At 66.9% G+C, this 24,906-nt stretch carries 20 protein-coding genes; 7 read left to right on the top strand and 13 right to left on the bottom strand.

What is annotated here, in order from left to right; genetic code table 11:
- Positions 1–19: 19 nt before the first annotated feature.
- Positions 20–1,831, bottom strand: a complete 1,812-nt coding sequence (gene aspS / locus AC2JAJ_RS17410; RefSeq protein WP_221384844.1) for an aspartate--tRNA ligase — start codon at positions 1,829–1,831, stop codon at positions 20–22.
- A gap of 109 nt (positions 1,832–1,940) precedes the next feature.
- Here aspS and AC2JAJ_RS17405 point away from each other — a divergent pair, with 109 nt between their 5' ends.
- The gene (locus AC2JAJ_RS17405) at positions 1,941–3,194 is read left to right on the top strand and encodes an amino acid permease (RefSeq protein ID WP_501053222.1); all 1,254 of its coding nucleotides are present in this window, start codon (positions 1,941–1,943) and stop codon (positions 3,192–3,194) included.
- Here AC2JAJ_RS17405 and hisS read toward each other — a convergent pair.
- Complete coding sequence (hisS, locus tag AC2JAJ_RS17400; RefSeq protein ID WP_486415039.1) at positions 3,191–4,561, bottom strand: histidine--tRNA ligase; 1,371 nt, start codon at positions 4,559–4,561, stop codon at positions 3,191–3,193. The genes AC2JAJ_RS17405 and hisS overlap by 4 nt on opposite strands.
- Before the next feature lie 228 nt (positions 4,562–4,789).
- On the opposite strand from hisS, the gene AC2JAJ_RS17395 reads away from it, so the two are divergent.
- The 3 genes from AC2JAJ_RS17395 (at position 4,790) to AC2JAJ_RS17385 (ending at position 8,088) form a co-directional block, all read left to right on the top strand.
- The gene (locus AC2JAJ_RS17395; RefSeq protein ID WP_486415040.1) at positions 4,790–5,608 is read left to right on the top strand and encodes a peptidylprolyl isomerase; all 819 of its coding nucleotides are present in this window, start codon (positions 4,790–4,792) and stop codon (positions 5,606–5,608) included.
- Between the two features lie 66 nt (positions 5,609–5,674).
- Positions 5,675–7,219, top strand: a complete 1,545-nt coding sequence (locus AC2JAJ_RS17390) for a DUF349 domain-containing protein (protein WP_486415041.1) — start codon at positions 5,675–5,677, stop codon at positions 7,217–7,219.
- Between the two features lie 101 nt (positions 7,220–7,320).
- A complete protein-coding gene (locus AC2JAJ_RS17385; RefSeq protein ID WP_486415042.1) occupies positions 7,321–8,088 on the top strand; it encodes a type IV toxin-antitoxin system AbiEi family antitoxin in 768 nt (255 codons plus the stop codon).
- Here AC2JAJ_RS17385 and AC2JAJ_RS17380 read toward each other — a convergent pair.
- From AC2JAJ_RS17380 to pdxT, 9 genes are all read right to left on the bottom strand, one after another.
- Entirely contained in the window at positions 7,969–10,359 is a 2,391-nt protein-coding gene (locus tag AC2JAJ_RS17380) for a RelA/SpoT family protein (RefSeq protein ID WP_221384832.1), read from the bottom strand. The two genes, AC2JAJ_RS17385 and AC2JAJ_RS17380, sit on opposite strands and share 120 nt — an antisense overlap.
- A 159-nt stretch (positions 10,360–10,518) precedes the next feature.
- Positions 10,519–11,535 (bottom strand): protein translocase subunit SecF, encoded by a 1,017-nt coding sequence (secF, locus tag AC2JAJ_RS17375; RefSeq protein ID WP_486415043.1) that lies wholly within the window; start codon positions 11,533–11,535, stop codon positions 10,519–10,521.
- Positions 11,535–13,292, bottom strand: a complete 1,758-nt coding sequence (gene secD, locus AC2JAJ_RS17370; protein ID WP_486415044.1) for a protein translocase subunit SecD — start codon at positions 13,290–13,292, stop codon at positions 11,535–11,537. The genes secF and secD overlap by 1 nt, the downstream gene beginning before the upstream one ends.
- A 100-nt stretch (positions 13,293–13,392) precedes the next feature.
- Complete coding sequence (gene yajC / locus AC2JAJ_RS17365) at positions 13,393–13,788, bottom strand: preprotein translocase subunit YajC (RefSeq protein ID WP_486415045.1); 396 nt, start codon at positions 13,786–13,788, stop codon at positions 13,393–13,395.
- 202 nt (positions 13,789–13,990) lie between these two features.
- Positions 13,991–15,076 carry a Holliday junction branch migration DNA helicase RuvB gene (ruvB, locus tag AC2JAJ_RS17360; RefSeq protein ID WP_221384825.1) on the bottom strand — a complete coding sequence of 362 codons (1,086 nt, stop codon included), beginning with the start codon at positions 15,074–15,076 and terminating at the stop codon, positions 13,991–13,993.
- Positions 15,069–15,713: a Holliday junction branch migration protein RuvA gene (ruvA, locus tag AC2JAJ_RS17355; protein WP_486415046.1), complete on the bottom strand. Its 645-nt coding sequence runs from the start codon at positions 15,711–15,713 to the stop codon at positions 15,069–15,071. Before ruvA ends, ruvB begins: the two co-directional genes overlap by 8 nt.
- Positions 15,714–15,800: 87 nt before the next feature.
- On the bottom strand, positions 15,801–16,379 hold the full coding sequence (ruvC, locus tag AC2JAJ_RS17350) for a crossover junction endodeoxyribonuclease RuvC (RefSeq protein ID WP_221384820.1): 579 nt from the start codon (positions 16,377–16,379) through the stop codon (positions 15,801–15,803).
- Positions 16,380–16,447: 68 nt separating this feature from the next.
- Positions 16,448–17,203 (bottom strand): YebC/PmpR family DNA-binding transcriptional regulator, encoded by a 756-nt coding sequence (locus tag AC2JAJ_RS17345; RefSeq protein ID WP_473697126.1) that lies wholly within the window; start codon positions 17,201–17,203, stop codon positions 16,448–16,450.
- A gap of 3 nt (positions 17,204–17,206) precedes the next feature.
- The gene (pdxT, locus tag AC2JAJ_RS17340; protein ID WP_486415047.1) at positions 17,207–17,917 is read right to left on the bottom strand and encodes a pyridoxal 5'-phosphate synthase glutaminase subunit PdxT; all 711 of its coding nucleotides are present in this window, start codon (positions 17,915–17,917) and stop codon (positions 17,207–17,209) included.
- Between the two features lie 90 nt (positions 17,918–18,007).
- Here pdxT and AC2JAJ_RS17335 point away from each other — a divergent pair, with 90 nt between their 5' ends.
- Both AC2JAJ_RS17335 and AC2JAJ_RS17330 read left to right on the top strand, forming a co-directional pair.
- Positions 18,008–19,300: a MurT ligase domain-containing protein gene (locus AC2JAJ_RS17335; protein ID WP_501053221.1), complete on the top strand. Its 1,293-nt coding sequence runs from the start codon at positions 18,008–18,010 to the stop codon at positions 19,298–19,300.
- Positions 19,297–20,049, top strand: coding sequence for a type 1 glutamine amidotransferase (locus tag AC2JAJ_RS17330; RefSeq protein WP_486416775.1), 753 nt, complete (start codon positions 19,297–19,299; stop codon positions 20,047–20,049). Before AC2JAJ_RS17335 ends, AC2JAJ_RS17330 begins: the two co-directional genes overlap by 4 nt.
- Positions 20,050–20,102: 53 nt before the next feature.
- Here AC2JAJ_RS17330 and AC2JAJ_RS17325 read toward each other — a convergent pair whose 3' ends face one another.
- Both AC2JAJ_RS17325 and AC2JAJ_RS17320 read right to left on the bottom strand, forming a co-directional pair.
- On the bottom strand, positions 20,103–21,470 hold the full coding sequence (locus AC2JAJ_RS17325) for a ferredoxin reductase family protein (protein WP_486415048.1): 1,368 nt from the start codon (positions 21,468–21,470) through the stop codon (positions 20,103–20,105).
- 3 nt (positions 21,471–21,473) lie between these two features.
- Positions 21,474–22,775 (bottom strand): CapA family protein, encoded by a 1,302-nt coding sequence (locus tag AC2JAJ_RS17320; protein WP_486415049.1) that lies wholly within the window; start codon positions 22,773–22,775, stop codon positions 21,474–21,476.
- 84 nt (positions 22,776–22,859) lie between these two features.
- On the opposite strand from AC2JAJ_RS17320, the gene AC2JAJ_RS17315 reads away from it, so the two are divergent.
- Complete coding sequence (locus AC2JAJ_RS17315) at positions 22,860–24,872, top strand: M3 family metallopeptidase (protein ID WP_486415050.1); 2,013 nt, start codon at positions 22,860–22,862, stop codon at positions 24,870–24,872.
- Positions 24,873–24,906: the final 34 nt, after the last annotated feature.

Below are 24,906 nucleotides of genomic sequence, written 5' to 3'. Positions count from 1 at the left end.
GCGGCCGTTCCCTGTACTGCTACTTGGTGTCTTCGGGCTTCTTGACTTCGGATTTCTTGACCTCGGGCTTTTTGGCCTCGGGCTTGAAGTCCACGCCGGCTTCCTTGCGCTGCTGCGGGGTGATGGGCGCCGGGGCCTCCGTCAGGGGGTCGTGGCCGCCACCGGACTTCGGGAAGGCGATGACGTCCCGGATGGACTCGACGCCCGCCAGCAGCGAGACCACGCGGTCCCAGCCGAAGGCGATACCGCCGTGCGGCGGGGCGCCGTACTTGAAGCCCTCAAGCAGGAAGCCGAACTTGGTCTGGGCGTCCTCCTTGTCCAGGCCCATCAGTTCGAAGACACGCTCCTGCACGTCCCGCTGGTGGATACGGATGGAGCCGCCGCCGATTTCGTTGCCGTTGCACACGATGTCGTAGGCGTAGGAGAGCGCCGATTCCGGGTCCTTGTCGAACGTGTCAAGGAATTCGGGCTTGGGCGAGGTGAAGGCGTGGTGCACCGCAGTCCACTGGCCTGCTCCCACGGCCACGTCGCCGGAGGCAACGGCGGCAGCTGCGGGCTCGAACATGGGCGCGTCGACCACCCAGCAGAATGCCCAGTCGGTGGGATCGATCAGGCCGGTGCGGTGGCCGATCTCCACGCGGGCCGCGCCGAGGAGGGCACGCGAAGGGGTCTTCTCGCCGGCGGCAAAGAAGATGCAGTCGCCGGGTTTTGCGCCCACGGCGTCGGCCAGGCCGGCGCGTTCGATGTCCGTGAGGTTCTTGGCGACCGGTCCGGCCAGCTCGCCGTCCTCCTTGTAGAGGACGTAGGCCAGGCCCTTGGCGCCGCGCTGCTTGGCCCATTCCTGCCAGGCATCCAGGGCGCGGCGTGCCTGGGAGGCGCCACCGGGCATGACGACGGCACCGACGTAGGGCGCCTTGAAGACGCCGAAGTTGGTGTCCTTGAAGAAGTCGGTCAGCTCGGTCAGCTCCTGGCCGAAGCGCAGGTCCGGCTTGTCCGAGCCGTACCGCGCCATGGCGTCGGCGTACGTGATCCGCTGGATGGGCGTGGGGATGTCGACGCCGATGAGCTGCCACACAGCCTTGACGATGTTTTCGCCGAGCCTGATGATGTCGTCCTGGTCCACGAAGCTGGCCTCGATGTCCAGCTGGGTGAATTCCGGCTGGCGGTCCGCGCGGAAGTCCTCGTCGCGGTAGCAGCGGGCGATCTGGTAGTACTTCTCGAAGCCGCCCACCTGCAGCAGCTGCTTGAACAGCTGCGGGGACTGCGGAAGGGCGTACCAGGAACCGGGCGCCAGGCGTGCCGGAACCAGGAAGTCACGGGCGCCTTCCGGGGTGGAACGGGTCAGCGTGGGCGTCTCAATCTCCACGAAGCCCTCGTGGTGGAGCAGTTCGCGGGCCACCCGGTTGGCCTCGGAACGCAGGCGAAGGTTCCGGCTGGGGCCGGGACGGCGGAGGTCCAGGTAGCGGTGCTTGAGCCGGGCTTCCTCGCCCACTTCGACGTGCTCGTCGATCTGGAACGGCAGCGGGTCCGAGGTGTTAAGGATGGTGACTTCCTCGGCGATGACCTCGATTTCGCCGGTGGCCAGGGCCGGGTTTTCGTTGCCTTCGGGCCGCTTGGACACTGTGCCCTTGACCTGCAGGACGTATTCGTTGCGCAGCCCGTGGAAGACCTCTTCCTCCCGCACCACCACCTGGGAGACGCCCGAGGCATCGCGCAGGTCCACGAAGGCCACACCACCGTGATCACGGCGGCGGCCCACCCAGCCGGCCAGGGTTACGGTTTGTCCAATGTGCTCGGAGCGAAGGGATCCGAGGTCATGTGTGCGCAGCACAGCACGCCTTTCTGCGGGGTAACAGCGGGAAGCTAACAGCGAAGTTCAATATGATCGTTCCAGGAACGATCCCGTCCGAGTTTACCCGTTGGAAGGGGACTGCCGCCGCATGAGCGCCCAGCAGCAGCTGCAACGACGGCTTGGTACGTTCGATGCCACCGCCATCGGCCTCGGTTCCATGCTGGGTGCCGGCGTCTTTGCCGTGTTCGCCCCGGCCGCCGGGCTGGCGGGGAACCTGCTGGTGCTCTCCGTTGCCATCGCCGGGGTGGTGGCGTACTGCAACGCAGTGGCGTCAGCCGCCCTTGCAGCGAAATACCCCACCAGCGGCGGAACCTACGTGTACGGCCGCAGGCAGCTGGGCGAGTGGCCGGGCTTTTTGGCCGGCTGGGGCTTCGTCACCGGCAAAACGGCCTCCTGCGCTGCGATGGCGCTGACGTTTGGCAACTACGTGGCACACGGCTTCGCAGTGCCCGTGGCAATCGCCGCCGTGCTGGCCCTCACCGGCGTCAACCTGATGGGGATCACACGGACCGCCCTGCTCACCCGCATCCTGCTGTGCATGGTCCTGGCCGCCCTGGTCTTCGTGGCCCTTGCCGCGGCACTCGGCCCGCATCCGGCAGCAGCGGAACCGGCCGGACCGGCAAACGGCGCCTGGGGCGTCCTCCCCGCCGCCGGGCTGATGTTCTTCGCCTTCGCCGGCTACGCACGGATTGCCACCCTTGGTGAAGAGGTCAAGGACCCTGCGCGTTCCATCCCCCGGGCCATCCTCGCCGCCCTGGCTGCGGCTTTCGCGATTTACCTGGCGCTCGCGCTGCTCCTGCTGAACCATCTTGGCGGAGCTCTGGCCACGACCGGCACACCTTTGCTGGACGCCGTCCTTCAGTCGCAGCTGGCCGGCGGATCACCGGTGGTGCAGGCAGGAGCCGCTGCCGCCTGCCTGGGCGCCCTCCTCGCGCTCATCACCGGAGTTGGGCGGACCACACTGGCCATGGCGCGGGAACGGGACCTGCCCGGCTTCCTCGCCAGGGTGGGCGGGCGGCACACGGTCCCGGTTGCCGCTGAATTGGCTGTGGCCGCCGTCGTCATCCTGCTCCTGCTGACGACCGACGTGATGACGGTGGTGGGTTTCTCAAGCTTCGGCGTGCTGGTCTACTACGCCGTGGCGAACGCCTCCGCGTTCACCCTCGTGGTCCGTCCCGGCTATGCGCCCCGCTGGCTGAACGCCGCCGGGTTTGTTGGTTGCGTGGTCCTGGCCTTCACACTGCCGCCCGCGCCGGTGCTGACCATGGCCGCGGTCCTGGCCGCCGGCGTTGCCGGGCGCTGGCTGGTGCTGCGTTTCAGGCAGCACCGGGCAGCCGCCTAAACTGCGGCCGCAGCCTGCTCAGTGGTCGCCACCTGCACGGTGAGGTCTTCCACCGGCGGCATCCAGGTCTCCGGGGCAGCCAGCACCTGCTCACCGGTACGGATGTCCTTGACCTGGTGCGTGCCGTCGTCGTCCGTGAACCAGACAAACGGAATGCCCCGCCGGTCCGCGAATTTGATCTGCTTGCCGAATTTGTCCGCCTTCGCCGCCACTTCCGTGGGGATGCCCCTGCTGCGCAGCAGGGCCGCCACGTCCTGGGCCGCGCCCCAGCTGTCATCGTGGGTCAGGGCCACCAGCACCGCAGTGGGAACCGACCGGGACGCCCTCGCCAGGTCCTGGCTGAGGATCCGGGACACCAGGCGGGTGACGCCGATGGAGAGCCCGACCCCGGGGAACTTCCGGTTGCCCTTCGATGCCAGGGCGTCATACCGGCCGCCGGAGCAAATCGAGCCAAGCTGTTCGTGGCCCACCAGCACCGTCTCCACCACGGTGCCCGTGTAGTAGTCCAGGCCGCGGGCAATGCTGAGGTCGGCCAGGACCTTGCCGGGGGCGCGCTGGACTGCGGCGTCGATGACCTGCTCGAGCTCGTCAAGGCCTTCGTCGAGAAGGTCGTCACTGACCCCCAGTGCCCGGACCTGTGCCACGAAAGAGGTGTCCTCGGTGCGGATTGCCGCCAGCTGGAGTGCCTTCTCCGCCTGCCCGTCGGTTGCGCCGAGTTCGGACTTGAGCAGCTCCGCCACCTTCGCGGGGCCGATCTTTTCGAGCTTATCGATGCTGCGCAGCACCCCGGCGGTGTCCTCAAGTCCAATGCCGCGGTAGAAGCCTTCAGCGAGTTTCCGGTTGTTGACCCGGAGCCGGAAGTCCGGGATGGGCAGCGCGCTGAGCGCTTCGGCGATCACCAGGGCGATCTCCACGTCGTAACGGAACGGCAGTTCGCCGTCACCCACCACGTCGATGTCGGCCTGGGTGAATTCACGGGCCCGGCCTTCCTGCGGCCGCTCGCCCCGCCAGACCTTCTGGATCTGGTAGCGGCGGAAGGGGAATGCAAGGTAGCCGGCGTTCTCCACGACGTACCGGGCGAAGGGGACGGTGAGGTCAAAGTGCAGGGCGAGTGCGTGCGGATCGGCCTTGCCGCCCTTGACCGGGTTGTCGCTGTCGTCCTCCTGGAGGCGGCTGAGTCCGTAAACTTCCTTGTCGATTTCGCCTTTGCGCAGCAACTGGCCCACTGTCTCCACGGCGCGGGTTTCGATCGAGGCGAACCCGTGCAGTTCAAAGACCCGGCGCAGGGTATCCAGCACATGCAGCTCCACCAGCCGCTCCTCGGGAAGCCACTCGGGGAATCCGGACAGGGAGGCGGTGCGTGCCATGGGGAAGGTTCTCCTTTGGGTGGAAAGGTGCGCTGGAGCTGCCGCGGCCGCCGTTGTCGGCGCCTTGGGGCTGCAGCCCGGCCAGTCATGCATAAACTATGTGCGGCAGCCAGTTTATGCGTCATCCGTGTGCATCTCTAATACGGCGGACCGGCGGATCCTGGCGGCCGATCACCTGCGCCTGGCTGCCTGCCCGGGCCATGCGCAGCCCGACGAGAAGGAGGACCCTTGGCGGCCAGTTCACGCAGTGCCCGCGAGACGAAACGGCGCATCCAGCAAATGGAGGCCAAGCGCGAGCTGCGGCGTGAGCAGGAGAAACGGCGCAAGCGCGACAACCTTGTGGCCGCCGGCGCCGGAACCGCCGCCGTGCTGCTCGCCGTCGTCCTTCAGCTCACAGCCTTTGCAGGGAACCCTACCGAGGACGAATACGCTGCCGCGCAGGCAGGCCTGACCGAGCCATCCGCCTCGGCAAGCCCTTCCGCCACTCCCTCCGCACAGGCCAGCAATGGACCCAACATCCCGGCCGCCGACACCGCGGCCGGGAAGACCTTCACTGGTGAGCTGCTCCTGAACGGCAGCCCGCTCGGCGTGGAGCTGGACGGGACCAAAGCTCCGCAGGCGGCCGCCGTCTTCAAATCCCTCAGCGACGAAGGCTACTTCAACGGCAAAACCTGCCACCGGCTGACCACTGCCGAAGCATTCGCCGTGCTGCAGTGCGGCTCCCCCGGCGGAGACGGCCAGGGCGACCCCAACTACACCTGGGGGCCGCTGGAGAACACCCCGGCCGACAACACCTATCCCGCCGGGACCATTGCCGTGGCCCGCACCGGAAATAACGCCTACGGAAACGGGACGCAGTTCTTCGTCGTCTACAAGGACACCGTCATCAGTCCCGACACGGCGGGCGGCTACACCGTGGTGGGCAAGGTGACCTCAGGCCTGGACGTGGTGTCCAACATTGCCGCCGCCGGCATCACCCCGGGCAGCAGCGACACGGACGGCGCGCCAAAACAACCAGTCACGATAGACTCGTTTTCTCTGAAGTAGGAAGCCGGGCCGCTTGCGGCCGGTGCAGAACCTGAGCAGTTCCCTCCAAGCGAAAGACTTTTAGCGGTGACAGACAGTCAGCAATCCGACGAAATAGCAACAGACCTGACCGAAACGGCGGCGCCGGCCGCTGACGGTGCAGGAATCGATGCCGCAGGCGCCCAGGAACCTGCAGCTCGGGAAGAGGCCGCCGCGGCGGAAACTCCGGCCCCGGAACCCGCTGCTGCCCCCGCGCCCGCTCCTGCTCCCGCACCGGGGCCGCGGCCGTCAGCGCCCTCCCCCGCAGCCTTCGCCTCCCGTCCCAAGCCTGCGGCTGCAGCGCCCGTTGCCGCCCCCGTACCCGCTGCGCCCAGCACCTCCGTCGCCGAGGCCGCAAAGTGGGCTCGCGTGGAGGGTGACGGCCACGTCTTCCTGAAGATCGACGACGGCGAGCACCTCGTGGGACAGTACCCCGGGGTCAGCGACGACGAGGCGCTGGCCTACTTCGCCAGGAAATATGACGACGTCCTGGCCCAGATCGTGCTCCTGGAACAGCGGGTCAGCTCCAAGGCGCCGAGCACGGACATGCAGAAGACCGTCACTCACCTGCGCGAACAGCTTGCCGAACGGAACATAGTGGGCGACCTCCGCGCCGCCGAGGCCCGGCTGGACAAGCTGGCCGGCCAGATCACCGAACTGGAGAAGGCCGAAAAGGCTGAGCACGACGCCGTGCGTGCCTCTGAACTTGCTGCCCGCGAGGCCATCGTGGCCGAGGCCGAACAGATCTCCGGCCAGGACCCCGCCCAAACGCAGTGGAAGACCTCCAGTGCCCGCATGAACGAGCTCTTCGAGAACTGGAAGGCCGCGCAGAAGAGCGGCGTCAGGCTCGGCCGCTCCAATGAAGACGCGCTCTGGAAGCGCTTCCGGGCTGCCCGCACCGTCTTTGACCGCCACCGCCGCGCATATTTCTCCCAGCTGGACAGCAACAACTCCGCTGCCAAGGCTGCGAAGGAAAAGCTGATCGCAGAGGCCGAAGCACTGTCCACGTCGACGGACTGGGGATTCGCCGCGGGCGAGTACCGCCGGCTCATGGACCAGTGGAAGGCATCACCGCGGGCCAGCCGCAAGGACGACGACGCCCTCTGGGCCCGGTTCCGCGCTGCCCAGGACGTGTTCTTCACGAACCGCCAGGCCGCCAACGACGAGATCGACCAGGAATACGCTGCCAACCTGACCGTCAAGGAGGCACTCCTCGTCGAGGCCAACGAAATCCTGCCGGTCAAGGACCTGGCCGCCGCCAAGAAGGCGCTGCAGTCCATCCGCGACCGCTGGGAAGAGGCCGGCAAGGTGCCGCGCGCCGATATGGGCCGCGTCGAGGCCGGCCTGCGGAAGGTTGAAGATGCCGTGCGCCACGCCGAGGAGGAGCAGTGGCAGCGGTCCAACCCGGAACGCAAAGCCCGCACCAACAGCGCGCTGTCGCAGCTGGAGTCCGCCATTGCGGGACTGCAGGAAGACCTCGCCAAGGCAGAGCAGAGCGGCGACCAGCGCAAGATCAAGGCAGCCCGTGAAGCCCTCGAAGCCCGCCAGGCCTGGCTGGACCAGATCCAGCGCTCAGCGAGCGAATTGGCGTAAGCTTCCTGCCCCTTAGGTGCGGCAACAGGCCCGGTTCCGGTTATCCACATAACCGGAACCGGGCCTGTTTCTGTTTACGGGATCCGCGGCAGGATGGGGTGATGGCAACACCCTCAGCTTCCCCCGCCGCCGGCGCGGGCAGGGGCCCGCATCCTTCCGCTTCCGGCGGTCCGGTAGCAGGACCCGGGGCTGCTCCTGCCCCGCGTTTTCCCGAGCTGTATGCGCCGGGCAGCCCCTTCGCCGGCCCTGAACTCCAGTCCCTCGCCGCTGACGGCCTGCTGGCCCGCTTCCACCAGCACGGCTACATCCTCCCCGGCCTTGGCGCCTCCCCGCAGCTGCGGGCGCGGGCGGCGGCGGGCGTGGTGCCGGCCGCCATCCGGCAGCGGGTTGTTGCCGGCCGGATGACCGCGGCCTGGATCTACGGTTGCGCGGCGGAACCCGACCGGCTGGCGCTGCTGGTGGATGCGAAGCGGAGAGTGTCAAGCCTGCGCAGCACCCGGGGCTGCACCCTGCATGAGGTGAGGCTCGGCCCGTTTGATGTGGTCAGTCTGGGCGGCCTGATGGTCTCCAGTCCCCTGCGGACGGCGTTGGACATCGCACTGCATGTCGAGCCGGAGCGGGCGGTGCCCGCCCTTACGGCATTGCTGTCACGACCGGAGCAGGATGTCCGCCTGCGCCTCCTGGTCAGGGCAATCGAGGCATCGCCGCGGATGCCGCACAAGCGGGCCGCCCTGGAGAAGCTCGGCGGGTTAGCTTCGGCGCTTGTTGCCGGTGGTGCGGTAGACGTCGAAGACGCCGTCGATCCGGCGGACGGCGCTGAGGACGTGGCTCAGGTACTTGGGATCGCCCATCTCGAAGGCAAACCGTGAAATCGCCACCCGGTCGGTGGAGGTGTGCACGCTGGCCGCCAGGATGTTGACGTGATTGTCCGAGAGGACACGCGTTACGTCGGACAGCAGCGATTTCCGGTCCAGTGCCTCCACCTGGATTTCCACCAGGAAGACGCTGGACTGCGTCGGCGCCCAGTCGACGTCCACGATCCGGTCCGGCTGGTCCTTCAGGTCCGAGATGTTGGTGCAGTCCGTTCGGTGCACCGAGACGCCCGACCCCCTGGTCACGAAGCCCAGGATCGGATCCGGCGGCACGGGAGTGCAGCAGCGGGCCAGCTTCACCCAGACGTCGCCCACGCCCCGGACGACAACGCCGGAATCGGAGAAGCGGGCCTTTGTGACCTGCGTGGGAATACTGACTTCGGCGACGTCATCGTCGGCGCTTTCGTTGGCGCCAAGGCTTTCGATCAGCTTTTCCATCACCGACTGGGCGGACGTGTGCCCGTCTCCCACGCCGGCGTAGAGCCCGGAGATGTCGGCGTACTTGAACTCTTCGGCGACGGCGGCCAGGGCTTCGTGGGTCATCAGGCGCTGCAGGGGCAGGTTCTGCTTGCGCATGGCGCGCGTCAGCAGTTCCTTGCCGCGGTCGATCGCCTCCTCGCGGCGCTCCTTGCTGAACCACTGGCGGATCTTGTTGCGCGCCCGGGCGCTCTTGACGAAGTGCTGCCAGTCCTGGCTCGGCCCGGCCCCCTCGGCTTTGGAGGTGAAGATCTCCACCCAATCGCCATGGTTCAGTTCGCTGTTGAGCGGGACCAGCTTGCCGTTGACCCGTGCGCCGATGGTGCGGTGCCCCACCTCGGTGTGCACGGCATAGGCGAAGTCCACGGGGGTGGACCCTGCCGGGAGCGCCATGACTTCACCCTTGGGTGTGAACACAAAGACTTCGCGGGCGTTGATCTCAAACCGGAGCGAATCGAGGAACTCGCCGGGATCCGAGGTTTCCTGCTGCCAGTCCACCAGGGAACGGAGCCATCCCATGTCACCGTCGCGGGGGCTTCCCGGGCCGACTGCGGTGCGGTTGGGCTGGTCCTTGTACTTCCAGTGCGCCGCCACGCCATATTCGGCGCGACGGTGCATTTCGTGGGTCCGGATCTGGATTTCCACAGGCTTGCCGCCGGGGCCAATCACCGTGGTGTGCAGGGACTGGTACATGTTGAACTTGGGCATCGCGATGTAGTCCTTGAACCTGCCGGGCAGCGGGTTCCAGCGCGAATGCATCGTTCCCAGGGCGGCGTAGCAGTCCCGGACGGAGTCCACCAGGACGCGGACGCCCATGAGGTCGTTGATGTCGTCGAAGTCCTTGTCGCGGACGATCATCTTTTGGTAGATGGAGTAGTAGTGCTTGGGCCTGCCCGTAATGGTGGCCTTGATGCGCGCGGCCCGCAGGTCCTCCGTGATCTGGTCGCGGATGACGGCCAGGCTCTTTTCCCGCTCCGGGGTCCGGTCCCCCACCATGCGGACGATCTCTTCATACACCTTGGGGTAGAGCGCGGCGAAGGACAGGTCCTCGAGTTCCCACTTGATGGTGTTCATGCCGAGCCTGTGGGCCAGCGGCGCGAAGATCTCCAGGGTTTCCCGGGCTTTGCGGGCTGAGGATTCGGGTGAGACGAAACGCCAGGTGCGGGCGTTGTGCAGGCGGTCCGCGAGCTTGATCATCAGCACACGGATGTCCTTGGCCATGGCGACGACCATCTTGCGGACGGTTTCGGACTGGGCTGCCTCACCGAAACTGACTTTGTCCAGCTTGGTCACGCCGTCCACCAGCATGGCGACTTCGGGTCCGAAGTCCCGCTTCAGGTCGGCCAGGGTGTAGGGGGTGTCTTCGACGGTGTCGTGCAGCAGTGCTGCTGCAAGCGTGGTGCCGCTGAGTCCAAGTTCGGCAAGGATGGTGGCCACGGCCACCGGGTGGGTGATGTAGGGGTCCCCGCTCTTGCGCTTCTGCCCGCGGTGGCTGCGCTCTGCCACATCGAAGGCGCGCTGGATGAGGTCGAAGTCCTCTTTGGGGTTATTGGCGCGGACCGTGCGGAGCAGTGGTTCAAGGATGGGAGAGTACGTGGCGGTGCCGCGCCCGGTCAGCCTGGCAAGGCGGGACCGGGTGCGTTCCCTGCGGCCGGGGAACGTGGGGCGTGTGCCCGAGTTGTCGACAGGGACCAGCGAACCGGAACGCGCGGACGACGCAACACCGGTTTGTGCACCGGCAGGACTGTTTACACCCTCTGCCGCTGGCGCCGACGCCGAACGTTCTTCCAATGAAGCACCCCTCACCACCGTTTTAATTACTCCAGTCTATTCCCCACGGCTGCGACTTTTGTAACCGGCTCAAATGCGACGAGGGACCGGCCCGCGCAGGATCTGCGTGGGCCGGCCCCTCCCGGAACAATACTGCCGGTGCTGCTGCACCGGCCCGGATCAGGCCTTCGCCGGCGCCGCGGGAGCCCCGCGTTCCGTGCTGCCTGCGCGGCGCTGCTGCACGCGCCTGGCCTGCTTGACCAGCTCCGGTTCGTTCTGCCGCAGCCAGGCGTACATCGGGGCGGCGACGAAGATCGTCGCCGCGGTACCGATGAGGATGCCCACGAACAGGGCCAGGGACAGGTCGCGCAGCGTACCGGCGCCCAGCAGGCCGGCACCGATGAAGAGGATGGCGCCAACCGGAAGGATGGCCACCATCATGGTGTTGATGGAGCGGACCAGCGTCTGGTTTACCGCAAGGTTGACCTCTTCACCGAAGGTGCGGCGGGTGGAGGCGTCAATCCCGGAGGTGTTTTCCCGGATCTTGTCGAACACCACCACGGTGTCATACAGCGAGTAGCTCAGGACGGTCAGGAAGCCGATGATGGCCGAGGGTGTCACCTCAAAGTCACTGAGGGCATAGACCCCCGCGGTGATGAACATCGTGACCGCCATGCCGGCAATCGCCGACAGGGACATCTTCCAGGTGCGGAAGTACAGGGCCATCAGCAAGGCTGCCAGGAGCACGAACACCACCAGGCCGATCAGTGCCTGCTTGGTCACGTCGGCTCCCCAGGTGGGACCGACGAACGTGGAAGTCACCTCGTTGTCCGTCACCCCATAGGCGCTGGTGAGGCCCTGCTTGATCCGGAGCGTCTCGTCGTCCGTGAGCTTGTCGGTCTGGATCCGCATGGTGTTCCCGGCGACGTTCGCCACACGGGGAACGCTGCCTTCCACGACGTCAGTGACGGCGTGCTCCCCCACCGTGGGATCGGTGGTCTTGACGTTTGAGACCGTGAATTCGGACCCGCCGCGGAACTCGATGCCGAGGTTGAAACCACCCTTGGCAATGGGCAGGAGGATGGACAGGGCCACCGCTACCGCGGCGATGATGAACCAGATCTTCTTGGCACCCACGAAATCGTAGGAGCGCTTTCCGGTGTAGAGCTCGTTGCCGAAGCTCGCGAAGCCTGACATTACTTGTTCTCCTTCGCAGAGGTTTTCGAAGAGCCTGCGAGCTGTTCCTGTTTCTCCGCCAGCCGCCGTTCGGCGATGGTCATCCGGCGCTCGGCTTCTGCCGCCGCTCCGGTGTTCTTCGCGCGGACTGCCACCGGCCGGTCCTCAGGCGTCCGGACGCGGCCGGCGCCACGGTACAGCGGGACAGCGCCCAGGCGCTCCGGGTCGAGGCCCGAGAACTTGTGGCCTTCCCCGAAGAACTTGGTGCGTGCCAGGAGCTGCAGCGTGGGGTGCGTGAACATGAACACGACGATGAGGTCGGCGATTGCGGTCAGGCCGAGGGTGAAGGCGAATCCGCGGACGTTGCCGACAGCCACGAAGTACAGGACCAGGGCGGCGAGCAGGTTGACGGCCTTGGATGCCAGGACCGTGCGCTTGGCACGCTTCCAACCGTTCTCGACGGCGGACACGAGCCCGCGCCCCTCACGGAGTTCATCGCGGATGCGCTCGAAGTAGACGATGAACGAGTCCGCGGTCTGGCCGATCGCGACGATGATGCCTGCGACACCGGCCAGGGACAGCCGGTAGTTTTCCGTCCAGCCGAGGATGGCGATGGCCAGGTACGTCAGGGCTCCTGCCACGACAAGCGACGCGATGGTGACGAAGCCCAGGGCGCGGTACTGGAACAGGGAGTAGACCACCACGAGCAGGAGGCCGATCAGGCCTGCCAACAGGCCCATGCGCAGCTGTTCGCCACCGAGGGTGGCTGAGATCTGCTGCTCGCTTTGGATGTCGAAGCTGATGGGAAGGGCGCCGAAGCGCAACTGGTCCGACAGGGCCTTCGCCGTCTGCTCGGTGAATCCGCCGGTGATCTGCGGACGTCCGTCGGTGATGACGGCCAGGGAACGCGGAGCGGAAATGACCTGGTCGTCCAGCACGATGGCGAACTGCGACTTGGGGTCGGTGCCGGACTCGCCGCCGGCAGCCACGTAGAACTGGTGCAGCCGCTCGGTGACCTCTTTGAACTTGGCTGTACCTTCGGCGTCGAACTGGATGTTGACGGCCCAGTCATTGGTGACCGCGCCCTGCGCACCCTGCTGCAGCTGGAAAGAGGACGTGACGATGTTGCTGCCCTTCACCTCCACCGGACCCAGGATGTACTTGATCGCCGGCGTCTTGGCGGTGGCGGGCTCGCAGGTGACCAGTGGCTTGGTGGGGTCTGAACGCTCTGGTTTCTCGGCGTCGGCGCTGTTGCAGTCAAGGGCCTCGAACTGCTTGTAGACGTCCGCGGTGATCCAGTTGGTGTCACTGCTGTTTGCCGGTTCGGCCGTCGGTTTGGGCAGCTGGTCCTCGGGTACCCGGGATTCGGCCGGCACCGCTGCGCCGTCGCCGTTCAGCAGGACGGGTCGGAAGTTCATGTCGGCGGATGCCTGGATCAGGTCACGGGTCTGCGCAGAAGGCGTACCGGGAAGGCTGACCACCACGTTGCGCCCGGACTGGGTGCTGATTTCGGCTTCGGCGACGCCGGAGCCGTCCACGCGCTGGCGGATGATCGCCACTGCCTGGTTGAGCTGTTCCTCGTTGATGTTCGACCCGCCCTCGACCTTCGGGGCCAGGATCATCTGGGTCCCGCCCTCGAGGTCAAGTGCCAGTTTGGGTGCCCAGCTGGCCTGTCCGGCAATTGTGCCCCCGGCCAGGACGGCCGTCAGCGCTGCCAGTAGTACACCAAGCCAGACCAGGACGCGCAGCCCTGGTTTCTTGCGGCCAGTTCGTGCCATTGTCGATCTTTCTCTTAGTCGCGGAGAAACCGCCGGTGCGGGTTGCAGCCCGCGCCGGCGGTTTTCCACAGCGGTAGAGGGTAAAAGGGGGGCAGCGGGCCTAGCTGTCCTTTTTGCCCTCGTCGTTGAGGCGCTTCAGGGTTTCCTCGGGAGTCTCGATTCCGGTGGCGGTGCTTCCGCTTTCCGGCGCGGTGAGAGAAGAGGCGTCATCGGGGACGGCCGGTGCGGCTGCCGCAGGCTCTGCCGCGGACTCGACGATCTTGGTGACGGCCTGGCGGTGGACGGTGGCGGTGTTGCCGGGGGAAAGCTCAAGGGTGACCTTGTTCTCGGCTTCGTCGATGTCCACGATCCGGCCGAACAGGCCGAAGCTGGTCATGACCTCCACGCCGGGACCGAACTTCGACTGGAGCTCCGCCTGCTGCTGCTGCGTCTTCTTGTTGCGGCGGAACATCATGAACATGAACACGCCCAGCATGACGAACAGGAGAATTGACATTAGATCCAAGGGGAATTCCATTCCTTTACGTGCCTGGCTGATTTTTCCGGCGGCGCCGGCTTCGTTTCGGCCGGGGCGGGACAGGCACGCAGGCAGGAGCCTGCCTTCCCCAGCAGCGGAAACGGCAGGGCCACCCGCGAAACAAAGACCCGAACGTGCCGAGCGTCATACCAGTCTAAAGGGAAAAGCTGAAGGGAGCCTGTTATTGGCTTCGCGGGGCCTGGCCCGCTCCTTCAGCGGCCTCTTCCCCGGGGTCGAAAAGGTCCAGCTGCTCCTGCGCGAAGACTCCGGCAGGGATTGCGTACCCCAGGTGCGTCCATGCGGGCGCCAAAGCGATGCGGCCGCGCGGGGTGCGGCCCAGCAGCCCCTCCCGGACCAGGAAGGGTTCCGCCACCGTTTCCACCGTTTCGGTCTCTTCGCCGACGGCAATCGCCAGGGTGGACAGCCCGACCGGACCGCCGCCGAACTTGGTGATGAGGGCGTCCAGGACTGCCCGGTCCAAGCGGTCGAGGCCCTTCTTGTCCACCTCATACATGTCCAATGCTGCCGAGGCCGACCGGGCATCGATCTGCTCCACTCCGTGTACCAGCGCCCAGTCCCGCACGCGGCGCAGGAGGCGGTTCGCGATACGGGGCGTGCCCCGGGAACGCCCGGCGATCTCGGCGAACCCGGCCGAATTCACTTTCAGGTCCAGCAGGCCGGCGGATCGCCGCAGGACCAGTTCGAGCTCCGGGACGGAGTAGAACTCCAGGTGCCCGGTGAAGCCGAACCGGTCGCGCAGCGGGCCGGGCAGCAGGCCTGCCCGCGTCGTGGCGCCCACCAGGGTGAAAGGGGGAAGCTCCAGCGGAATGGCTGTGGCCCCCGCCCCTTTGCCCACCACGATGTCGACCCGGAAGTCCTCCATGGCCATGTACAGCATTTCTTCGGCGGGCCGGGACATGCGGTGGATTTCGTCGAGGAACAGGACTTCGCCCTCGGACAGGGAGGAGAGGATGGCGGCGAGGTCGCCGGCGTGCTGGATGGCCGGTCCGCTGCTGAGCCGCAGCGGCGCGTTCATCTCCGCGGCCACGATCATGGCAAGGGTGGTCTTGCCCAGGCCGGGCGGGCCGGAAAACAGCACGTGGTCCGCGGTGCGCCCGCGCATTTTCGACGCCTGCAGGACCAGCGACAGCTGCTTGCGCACCCGGTGCTGTCCGACAAAGTCGTCCAGGTTCTTGGGGCGGAGGGCGGCCTCGATGGCGCGCTCCTCCGGCTCCTCCCCCGCGGTCACCAGTGACGGTTCAGCCACGGCTGCCTACGCGGTTGCCCGCACGGGCACCATCCTGGCCGAGCCACCGGAGCGTGGTCCGCAGGATCTCGGGAACGTTGCCGCGGAAGGACACCTCGGGTTCGTCCGCCAGGGCCTTGTCGATGCTGGACGAGGCGTCCTTCTCGGACCAGCCCAGGCTCGTCATCGCGGCCACCACCTGGGGCTTCCAGGCCGTCTCCGCGGACGTCGAGGCAGCCGCAGCGGCAGCGGTGCCGTGCGGGACGAGCTTTCCTGCCAGTTCCAGCACAATCCGGCCGGCCACCTTGGGACCGATTCCGGGCACCTTGGTGAAGGTCTTGCTGTCGCCGGTGTGGGCCGCCACGCGGATCGCTTCGGGATCGTGGACGGCCAGCACGGCAAGCGCCAGGCGCGGCCCAACCCCGCTCACACTCAGCAGGACCTCGAAAACCTCACGCTCGTCGTCGTCCGCGAAACCGAACAGCGTCAGTGAGTCCTCCCGGACAATCAGGGAGGTGAAGACCTTGCCCTCTTCGCCGATCCGCAGCCGGCTGAGGGTCTGCGGGGTGGCGTAAACGCTCATGCCCGCGCCGTTCAGGTCGATGACGGCCGTGGACAGGCCAACGTGGGCTACGGTTCCGCGAAGGAAACTGATCAAGGCCGGGCTCCCGATGTACCGCCGGCCCCATGGAGGGCCCGGCTATCCGAACATATCTACGAACACCCTAGCAACCGACAGGGGCATTCAGCGCGCGCGGCGCGCCTTGGCCTCTGCCTCGGCCCACGCGCGCTGGGCAGGCGTCAGGGATGAACTGCCCGGCCCGGTGGTGGCGACGGCTGCTCCGCTGCCCGCACGCCAGGCATGCGTGATGGCCAGGGCAAGCGCGTCCGCCGCGTCGGCGGGACGGGGCGGGGCATCCAGCCGGAGGATCTTGGTGACCAGCTTGGTCACTGCGTCCTTGTTGGACGAACCGCTCCCGGTGACCGCGGCCTTAACCTCCGACGGTGTGTGCAGCGCCACCGGAATTCCGCGGCGGGCCGCCGCGGCGATCACTACGCCGGACGCCTGGGCCACGCCCATCACGGTGCTGACGTTCAGCTGCGAGAAAACGCGCTCGACGGCGAGCACCTCGGGTTCGAAGCGGTCCAGCCATTCGTCGATGGCGGTGGCGATGACCAGCAGCCGCCGGTCCAGGGTTTCGTCCGGCGACGTGCCCACCACGCCGACCGCCACCATGGTGGCCCGCCGGTTCCGTTCAACGTCCACCACGCCAATACCGCACCGGGTCAGGCCGGGGTCAACCCCCAGGACACGGAGCGTCACAGGTTTCCCGCTCCGGTACGAGCCCGGGGCATGGGCCCGAAGGCCGGTTCAGCAGGCAAGGCCGGACATCACTCGGATTCCAGGGCTGCCTGGACCTCGTCGCTGAAGTCGGCGTTGCTGTAGACGTTCTGGACGTCGTCGAGCTCTTCCAGTGCATCGGCGAGCTTCATGAACTTGCGGGCACCCTCGACGTCAAGCTCCACCTGCATGGACGGGACGAATTCCACCTCGTCGGTGTCGTATTCGATGCCGGCTTCCTTGAGCGCTTCCCGGATGGCCGGCAGGTCGCCAGGCTCCGAGTGGATCTCGAAGGTTTCGCCGTTGTCCTTGACTTCCTCGGCGCCCGCGTCCAGGACGGCCATCAGGACGTCGTCCTCGCCCAGGCCGTTCTTGGGCAGGTTCACCACGCCCTTGCGGGTGAAGAGGTAGCTGACGGAACCCGGATCCGCGATGGTGCCGCCGTTGCGGGAGATGGCCAGGCGCACTTCGGATGCTGCCCGGTTCTTGTTGTCCGTGAGGCACTCGATCAGCAGGGCAGAGCCCTGGGGGCCGCGGGCCTCGTACATGATCTCGGTGTAGTCGATCACTTCACCGGTGAGGCCGGCGCCGCGCTTGATGGCTCGGTCGATGTTGTCGTTGGGGACCGAGGTCTTCTTGGCCTTGGTCACCGCCAGTTCCAGGCCGGGGTTGCCTGCGAGGTCCGGTCCGCCCATCCGGGCGGCAACTTCGATGTTCTTGATCAGCTTGGCGAACGACTTTGCACGCCTGGCGTCAATGACGGCTTTCTTGTGCTTGGTCGTCGCCCATTTGGAGTGGCCTGACATGCTTTACGCTTCTCCTCTGATCATTCGGATAAAAAGTTCGTGTACGCGTTTCTCGCCGGTCACTTCCGGATGGAAGGAGGTGGCCAGCAGCTGGCCCGAACGCACTGCGACAATTCTAGCCGCCCCGGGCAGCGGGACAGCGTGGGACGCGTGTTCGGGATCAGCCGGCTCCACCTGCGCGAGGACCTCCACGCCCGGCCCCACCCGCTCAACCCACGGGCCGCGGATGAAGACGGCGTGGACCGGCGCGACACCCGATTCCGTGGCGCTGAACTCAAGTCCCTTGAAATCCAGGTCCGTTTCGAAGGACTCGCGCTGGCGGCCAAAGGCGTTGCGGCGCACGGTGATGTCCAGCCCGCCGAAGGTCTGCTGCGGGGCGCCCGACAGGTCCGTCGCCGGATCTGCAATGTCCTGCGCGAGCAGGATCATGCCCGCGCAGGAGCCGAAAACCGGCAGGCCCTCATGGATGCGCTTGCGCAGCGGATCGGCGAGGTCGAAGGCGCGGGCCAGCTTGTCGATGGCCGTGGATTCGCCGCCGGGAATGATGAGCCCGTCGATTGCGTCCAGCTCCGCGGGCCGCCGCACTCCCACGGCCTGGGCACCCGTGGCCTCCGCCGCCCGGAGGTGTTCGCGGAAATCGCCCTGGAGTGCCAGGACGCCGATCCGCAGGCCTGAGCCCGGGCGTGCAGGAGCAGCTGAAGGGGAGTTCGTCATCTATCCAGCATACGTGCGGCATCGCCGCCCCGGGTCCGCCTGCCACGGCCCGGCAGGGGTTGCATGCCGTTGCTGGGATATATTCAAAACATGGTCTTCTTCAGTGTTCCGCTCGGCAAGCTGGTCCGCCGGGTGTCCCGGCTCCGGGGTGGCGGATCCGCCCTGCCCGGGCTGGTGGTTGAAAAAATCGACCCCGGCTTCATGCGGCGCACCCTCACCACGCTCCCCCACGGCGTGGCCGTAGTGAGCGGCACAAACGGCAAGACCACCACGACGAAAATGGTGGTGGAGCTGCTGGAGAGCCAGGGCCTGAAGGTCTTCACCAACCGCACCGGCAGCAACTTCACCAGGGGTGTGGCCGCGGCCCTCCTCGGCGAGGTGGACTGGCGCGGAAAACTTGATGCGGACGTCGCAGTCCTGGAACTTGATGAAGCCCACGCCGTGCACTTCGTCAACAGTGTCCCGCCACGGTACTGCCTGCTCCTGAACGTCCTCCGCGACCAGCTGGACCGGTTTGGTGAGATCGACAAGACCGCACAGCTGCTGCAGCATATCGCCGCCAAGACCACCGGCACGGTGGTCCTGAACCGCGAGGACCCGCGGGTGGCCAGGATCGCCGACACCCTCACCGGCCAGGAGGTCAAGTACTTCGGCCTCGACGAGTCCTTGCTCGGCACCTTCCCCAACGACGACGACCTGCGTGCCGCTCCCGGCAGCCCCGCCCCGGCGAACCTGCCGGAAAAGCCGCGGGCCGACGTCGTGCTCCGCAAAGTGGGCGCGGACAGCGCCGAGTTTGAGTACGACGGCGGCACGGTCACCACCCCGATGAAGCTGCGCGGCGTGTACAACATCTTCAACGCCGCGGCTGCGCTGACACTGGCGCGGAGCATTTGCGGCGCAGGCGCCGCCACCGCCGACCACGAGACCCTGCTCCAGGCCCTGTCGCAGGTGGCGCCGGCGTTCGGGCGCGGTGAGAGCCTCACGGTGGAGGGCCAGCCGCTGGACCTGGTACTGGTGAAGAACCCCAGCGGCTTCCGCCTGGGCCTGAAGTCCTTCCCCGCCGCCGGCTACGCCACCATGATTGCCATCAACGACAACTACGCCGACGGCCGGGACATGTCCTGGCTCTGGGACGTGGAATTCGATTCCCTGCGCGACGGCGGCGTTGACGTGCTGACCGGCTCACGGGCTTATGACATGGCGCTGCGGCTGCAGTACGACGACGTGCGGGTCGGCGCCGTGGAGCCGGAGATCGCACCAGCCTTGGCGGCTTTCATCCGGGAGGGCCAAGGCAAGCCGAAGCGGATCTTCTGCACCTACACCGCCATGCTGGCCATCCGCCGCGAACTGTCCAAGATCACCACCGTGGAGGTTGTCTCGTGAACCCGGCAGAAGCCGCTGCGGCTGAGCAGTCCAAGGGCACCCTCCGCGTGGTGCAGCTGTATCCGCGCGACATGAACATCTACGGCGACTGGGGCAACGCCCTGGTCCTGCAGCGAAGGATCGCCTGGCACGGCTATACGCCGGAACTGCTCGAGTACAACGTGGGCGACCCGTTCCCGGACAACGTGGACATCATTGTCGGCGGCGGCGGCCAGGACAGCGGTCAATTGGTGATCCAGGACGACCTGCAGGCACGGGCCGGCGTCCTGACGGATCTCGCCGAGAACGGCACCCCAATGCTGCTCATCTGCGGGCTGTACCAGCTCTTCGGCCGTTTCTTCAAGACCCGCACCGGCGCAGTCATCCCGGGGATCGGGGTTTTGGATGTGGAAACCCATGGCGGCGACGAGCGCCTGATCGGCAACGTCAAGGTGGCCACCTCCGAGTTCGGCGAAGTTCTTGGCTACGAGAACCACAGCGGGCAGACCACCCTGGGCAGCGGCGTGCGACCGCTGGGGACCACTGCCAAGGGGACCGGCAACAACAGCAACGACGGCCATGAGGGTGCCCGCTACCGGAACATCGTGGCCAGCTACCTGCACGGCTCGCTGCTGCCCAAGAACCCGGCCATTGCGGACTTCCTGATCCGGACCGCGGCCGAGCGCAGGTTTGGCAGCTTTACCCCCGGCACCCCCGACGACTCCTTCGCCGTCCTGGCGCGCGAACACGCTGCCAGGCGCCCGCGCTAAGAGCTGCTTCATCCGCGCGGGTCCGGCCAAAGAACTGCCAGCCAGCTAAACGCTCAGCGCCATTGGAAGTATTCGCGGTGGATATTGGCACGGCGGACGCCGGCGGCCCGGAAATCCTTCCGGAACTGCCGCAGCATGGCATCGGGGCCGCCCATGAACACCGACAGCCGGCGCGGATCAGTGCCCACCGCGGCCAGTATCCGCTCCGGTGTCAGCCGGCCGTCGACCTCCGTGTCCACCAGATGCACCTTCAGCCGGGGCTGCGTTCCGGCGACGGCGGCAATCTCTTCGGCGAAAGGCGAAGGTCCGGCGGATGTGACGAAGAAGTCGATGTTTTCCTGCACTTCCCCGTCCAGTGACCGCAGCCAGCTGAGGAACGGCGTGATTCCCACGCCGGCCGCGATCCAGACCTGGTCTGCCGTACCGCCGTGCCGGTCAAACCGCCCGTAGGGTCCGCCGACGACGGCCGGCATTCCCGTCTGGACGACGTCGGGAAGCTTCGTGGTGTGGTCACCCAGCGCCTTGACCGTGATCCCGATGGTGTCGCCGTGGGCGGCCCCCGACATGGAGAAGGGGTGCCGCTGCCAGCCATCCGCCGTCTCCAGGTAAACCATGGCGAATTGGCCCGGCTTGAATTTCAGCGGCTTGCCCAGGGGCCGGAGGGTGACCTCGACAAGGTCCGCCGCCAACGGACGCACTCCTGCCACCTGATAGTCATGGTGGGGCAGGAAATGCCGCGCGAGGAGTTCCCGGTAGGCATAGAACGCCAGCCCGGTGCCACCGATCGCGACGTAGCTCCAGCGCAGCCCGGGCACGGCGGCGAAGGAACTGGCATCCAGCAGGCCGTGCACGAACCCGGCCGCAACGAAGAGGCCGGTCAGGCGGTGGAAGCCGCGCCACCGCTCATAGCCGCCCAGCAGCCGTGCCGCCAATTGCAGGGGACGGGCTTGAAGTGCCGCAAGCACCAGGCGGCGGACGGGCGCGGGAAGCATGGTCCGCCAGCGGGGCAGGATGGCCCACACCACCAGGGCGGCCAGGCCGCTCGCCGCGATCACGGCGAGCGTCTTTCCGGCACTCGTTGCCGCCGGGTTGGCCGCAAGTTCGATATGCGGCAGCAGCAGCACCGTGGCCGTGATTGCAGCCCTCCGGTGCCAGATGGCCGCGTGGTCGATGCCGCCGAACAGTGGTTCCACGTGCGGGAGGGTGCTGATCAGGACCAGGGCGATCGAGAATAACAGGACCGATTCACCGCCGAAGAGCTGCCCCACGTGCCCCAGGAGCGGCTCCCCTGCCGGGCGCTCCAGGAACCAGAACACGCCGTACAGCGCAAAGAGGAACGCGATGGCGCCCGGCCCCATCCATCGGACGGGCACGCCCAGCAGGGCTGTCCTCGGCCGGGAACCGGCCCGCGAAATGTCCATGGTTCAAGGCTCCTTCGTGATCAGGAGTTCGTGGGCGCCGGCCGCGGCGGCCCCCATGGACTCCACAACACCCGCGGTGCGCTGGCGGGTTGCAGCGTCTGCTTCGGCGCCTGCACAGGGCCCCTGCGGCGTGTCCGAGGCGACGGAACACCATCTGTAGGGACCACGGACGATGACAGAGGGCGCCCAGGCCAGATCGCTCGCGGCCCATCTGCCGGTGGCGTCCTGGCTGAACTGGACGCGGACCAGGAGGCCTTCGTTGTTGACGACGTACCAGGGCGACAGTTCGGTGACGCCGTTGCCCAGGCCGTACACGATCCAGGCGTCCTTGTACTTCTCGATGGGCTGCACGGAATGGGTGTGGTGGCCATAGACCAGGTTGAACTGGCCGCTGTCCACCAGGGCGTGGGCCACGTCCTGCTGCTGGCCGTTGGGGGCACTGGAATATTCGTCGCCTGCGTGCATGACCCCCAGGACGATGTCCGCCCCCAGGCTCCGTGCCTTTGCGGCTTTGGCGATCATGGCAGCCGGGTCCAGCATGTCCACTTGCCAGGGGTGGTCCGGGGTCAGGCCGTTGAGTCCATAGGTTCCTTCAATGACGGCGACCTTGGCGGCCGGTGTCTGCAGGAGCAGGACGGACTGGGATTCGCTTTCCGTGCGGTAGGAGCCGGTGTGTTTCAGTCCGACGGCGTCCATCCGGTCCAGGGTGCGCAGCAGGCCGTCCGTACCGCGGTCGATGGTGTGGTTGCTGGCGGTTGTGCACGCCTGGTAGCCCACCTCCTTGGCGGCTGTGATGATCTGGGGCGGCACGTTAAAGGAAGGGTAGGCGGAGAAGGGGCCGTCCGGTCCCGCCACCGGCGTTTCCTGGTGGCAGATAGCGAGATCGCTGTTGTTGAGGTAGCGGCGCTGCCCTTCGAGGAGGGGAAGGAAGTCAAGGCCGGGCTTTCCCGCCGCGACTGCATCCTGCTGCGCCTGCTCCCACAGCTGGGCATGGACCAGCATGTCCCCGGTGACCATGACGGTGGTGCACCGGAGGGTTGGACAGGCCGGTCCCTTCCCCGGAGTCGGGGTGGGAGTGGGCGTGGGCGTGGGGGAAGGCAAGGGTGCCGGGGATCCAGTGGCGCCGGCCGCGGTGGCATCGTGTACTGCATACGTGCTGGAGTCCGGCCGTGACGACGCTGCCCCTTGTTCCGCGACGAGGCCGCAGCCTGCCAACGCGGCGCCGGAAGCAAGGCCCGCGGCACACGCCAGGCCCAGGACCGCCGCCCGGCCGCGCCTGAAAAGCCTGCCCGAAATGGTCCCCATAGCGGCAATTGTAGGGATGCTGCCTGGACCGTGGTGATATTTGCGGCAATTGAGAAGCGTGGCCTGCCGTGAAAGATTTACCCCATGACGAACCCCCTCCTTGCGGGCAGTCCGCTGCCCTATGGTCTGCCACCGTTCACTGCCCTCAAACCCGGCGACTACCGGGAAGCCATAGAAGCCGGACTGTCCGCACACCTGGACGAGATCCGGGCCATCACGGACAGTCCGGAGGCAGCCACTTTCGAGAACACGGCCCTGGCCATGGAACGCTCGGGACAGCTTTTGAACCGGGCATCGGCGGCGTTCTTCACCCTGGTCTCCGCCGATGCGTCCCAGGAAATCCGTGACCTCGAAACGGAACTGTCGCCGGTTTTCTCTGCCCACCAGGACGGGATCTACCTGAACTACGCCCTGTACGAGCGGTTCTCCGCCATTGACACCGCCGCCTGCGACCCGGAATCCGTCCGGCTGGTGGAGGACTACCTTAAGGAGTTCCGCCAGTCCGGCATCCAGCTCGACGCGGCCGGCCAGGAGCGGCTGCGTGCCATCAACGCAGAACTGGCCCGGCTTGGCACCGAGTTCGGCCAGCGGGTCAAGGAGGGCATGAAGTCCGCGGCACTGCTGGTCGGGGACGCCGCTGAACTGGCCGGGCTGACAGCCGACGACATCGCCGGCGCCGCGGAGGCCGCCCGCGCCGCCGGACATGACGGCCAGTTCCTGCTCACTCTGGTCCAGCCCGGCAACCAGCCTGCCCTGGCCGCGCTCGAAAACCGGGACGTCCGCCGTCGCCTGTTTGAAGCATCGGTGGCCAGGGGCAGCGATGGAGGCAGCCTCGACGTCCTGGACCTGGCAAGGACCATGGCCGCACTGCGGGCGGAGAAGGCCCAGTTGCTGGGTTTCGCCAACTACGCCGGGCTCGTCGTTGACCGCCAGACGGTGCCGGACTTCGAAGCGGTCCAGGCCATGCTGAACCGGATGGCGCCGGCAGCGATGCGCAACGCGGACGCCGAAGCTGCCGCGCTGGCAGAAGTCGCCGGCCACCGCCTGGAGCCCTGGGACTGGGCCTACTACTCGGCGAAAGTGCGCCGGGAGAAGTACGACGTCGACGAGCAGGCCCTGCGTCCCTACTTCGAGCTGGACCGGGTGATCACCGACGGAGTCTTCTTTGCAGCCACTTCCCTGTACGGCATTACCTTCCACCAGCGGCCAGACCTGCAGGCATACCATCCCGACGTGCGGATCTGGGAGGTCCGCGACGGGGACGGGACCGGGCTGGGACTGTTCCTCGGCGACTACTACGCCCGTGAATCGAAGCGGGGCGGTGCCTGGATGAACTCGCTGGTCGACCAGTCGGAGCTGCTGGGCACCCGGCCCGTCGTGATCAATACCCTCAACATCTCCAAGCCGGCCCCCGGTGAACCGACCCTCCTCACCCTGGACGAGCTGCGGACGTTGTTCCACGAGTTCGGGCATGCCCTGCACGGGCTGTTGTCCAGCGTGACCTATCCGCGGTTCTCGGGAACGGCGGTCCCCCGGGACTTCGTCGAGTACCCGTCGCAGGTGAACGAAATGTGGATCATGTGGCCGGAAATGCTCGCCAACTACGCGCGCCACCACGCCACCGAGGAGCTGCTGCCCCGGGACATCATCGACCGGCTTGAGGAGTCGCGGCTTTGGGGCGAAGGCTTCGCCACGACGGAATACCTGGGCGCAGCCCTGCTGGATCTCGCGTGGCACACGCTGGAACCGGACGGGGTACCGGACGACGCGCTCGCCTTCGAAGCCAAGGCCCTCGCCGCTGCAGGGATAGCCCACCCCCTCATCCCGCCCCGGTACCGGACCGGGTACTTCCAGCACATCTTCGCGGGTGCCGGATACGCTGCCGGCTACTACTCCTACATCTGGAGCGAGGTGCTGGACGCCGAAACCGTGGACTGGTTCAAGGAGAATGGCGGCTTCACCCGCGCCAACGGCAAACGGTTCCGGAAGGAACTGCTGTCCCGCGGCAACAGCAGGGACCCCCTGGAGTCCTTCAGGACCCTGAGGGGCCGCGACGCGGAGCTGGGCCCGCTGCTAAAGCGCCGCGGCCTCGACTAGCCCCCATCGAGGGCTCCGTAGACGCCGTTTTGAG

The sequence above is a fragment of the Arthrobacter sp. MOO21 genome, from assembly GCF_057369995.2.
This window is presented reverse-complemented; position numbering and strand designations above follow the sequence as displayed.

What these genes read in the sequence shown, in the direction of transcription:
- AC2JAJ_RS17405 (WP_501053222.1), top strand. Translation starts at nt 1,941, where the DNA reads ATGAGCGCCCAGCAGCAGCTGCAACGACGGCTTGGTACGTTCGATGCC.
- hisS (WP_486415039.1), bottom strand. Translation starts at nt 4,561, where the DNA reads ATGGCACGCACCGCCTCCCTGTCCGGATTCCCCGAGTGGCTTCCCGAG.
- AC2JAJ_RS17385 (WP_486415042.1), top strand. Translation starts at nt 7,321, where the DNA reads ATGGCAACACCCTCAGCTTCCCCCGCCGCCGGCGCGGGCAGGGGCCCG.
- secF (WP_486415043.1), bottom strand. Translation starts at nt 11,535, where the DNA reads ATGTCAGGCTTCGCGAGCTTCGGCAACGAGCTCTACACCGGAAAGCGC.
- secD (WP_486415044.1), bottom strand. Translation starts at nt 13,292, where the DNA reads ATGGCACGAACTGGCCGCAAGAAACCAGGGCTGCGCGTCCTGGTCTGG.
- yajC (WP_486415045.1), bottom strand. Translation starts at nt 13,788, where the DNA reads ATGTCAATTCTCCTGTTCGTCATGCTGGGCGTGTTCATGTTCATGATG.
- AC2JAJ_RS17345 (WP_473697126.1), bottom strand. Translation starts at nt 17,203, where the DNA reads ATGTCAGGCCACTCCAAATGGGCGACGACCAAGCACAAGAAAGCCGTC.
- pdxT (WP_486415047.1), bottom strand. Translation starts at nt 17,917, where the DNA reads ATGACGAACTCCCCTTCAGCTGCTCCTGCACGCCCGGGCTCAGGCCTG.
- AC2JAJ_RS17335 (WP_501053221.1), top strand. Translation starts at nt 18,008, where the DNA reads ATGGTCTTCTTCAGTGTTCCGCTCGGCAAGCTGGTCCGCCGGGTGTCC.
- AC2JAJ_RS17325 (WP_486415048.1), bottom strand. Translation starts at nt 21,470, where the DNA reads ATGGACATTTCGCGGGCCGGTTCCCGGCCGAGGACAGCCCTGCTGGGC.
- AC2JAJ_RS17320 (WP_486415049.1), bottom strand. Translation starts at nt 22,775, where the DNA reads ATGGGGACCATTTCGGGCAGGCTTTTCAGGCGCGGCCGGGCGGCGGTC.
- AC2JAJ_RS17315 (WP_486415050.1), top strand. Translation starts at nt 22,860, where the DNA reads ATGACGAACCCCCTCCTTGCGGGCAGTCCGCTGCCCTATGGTCTGCCA.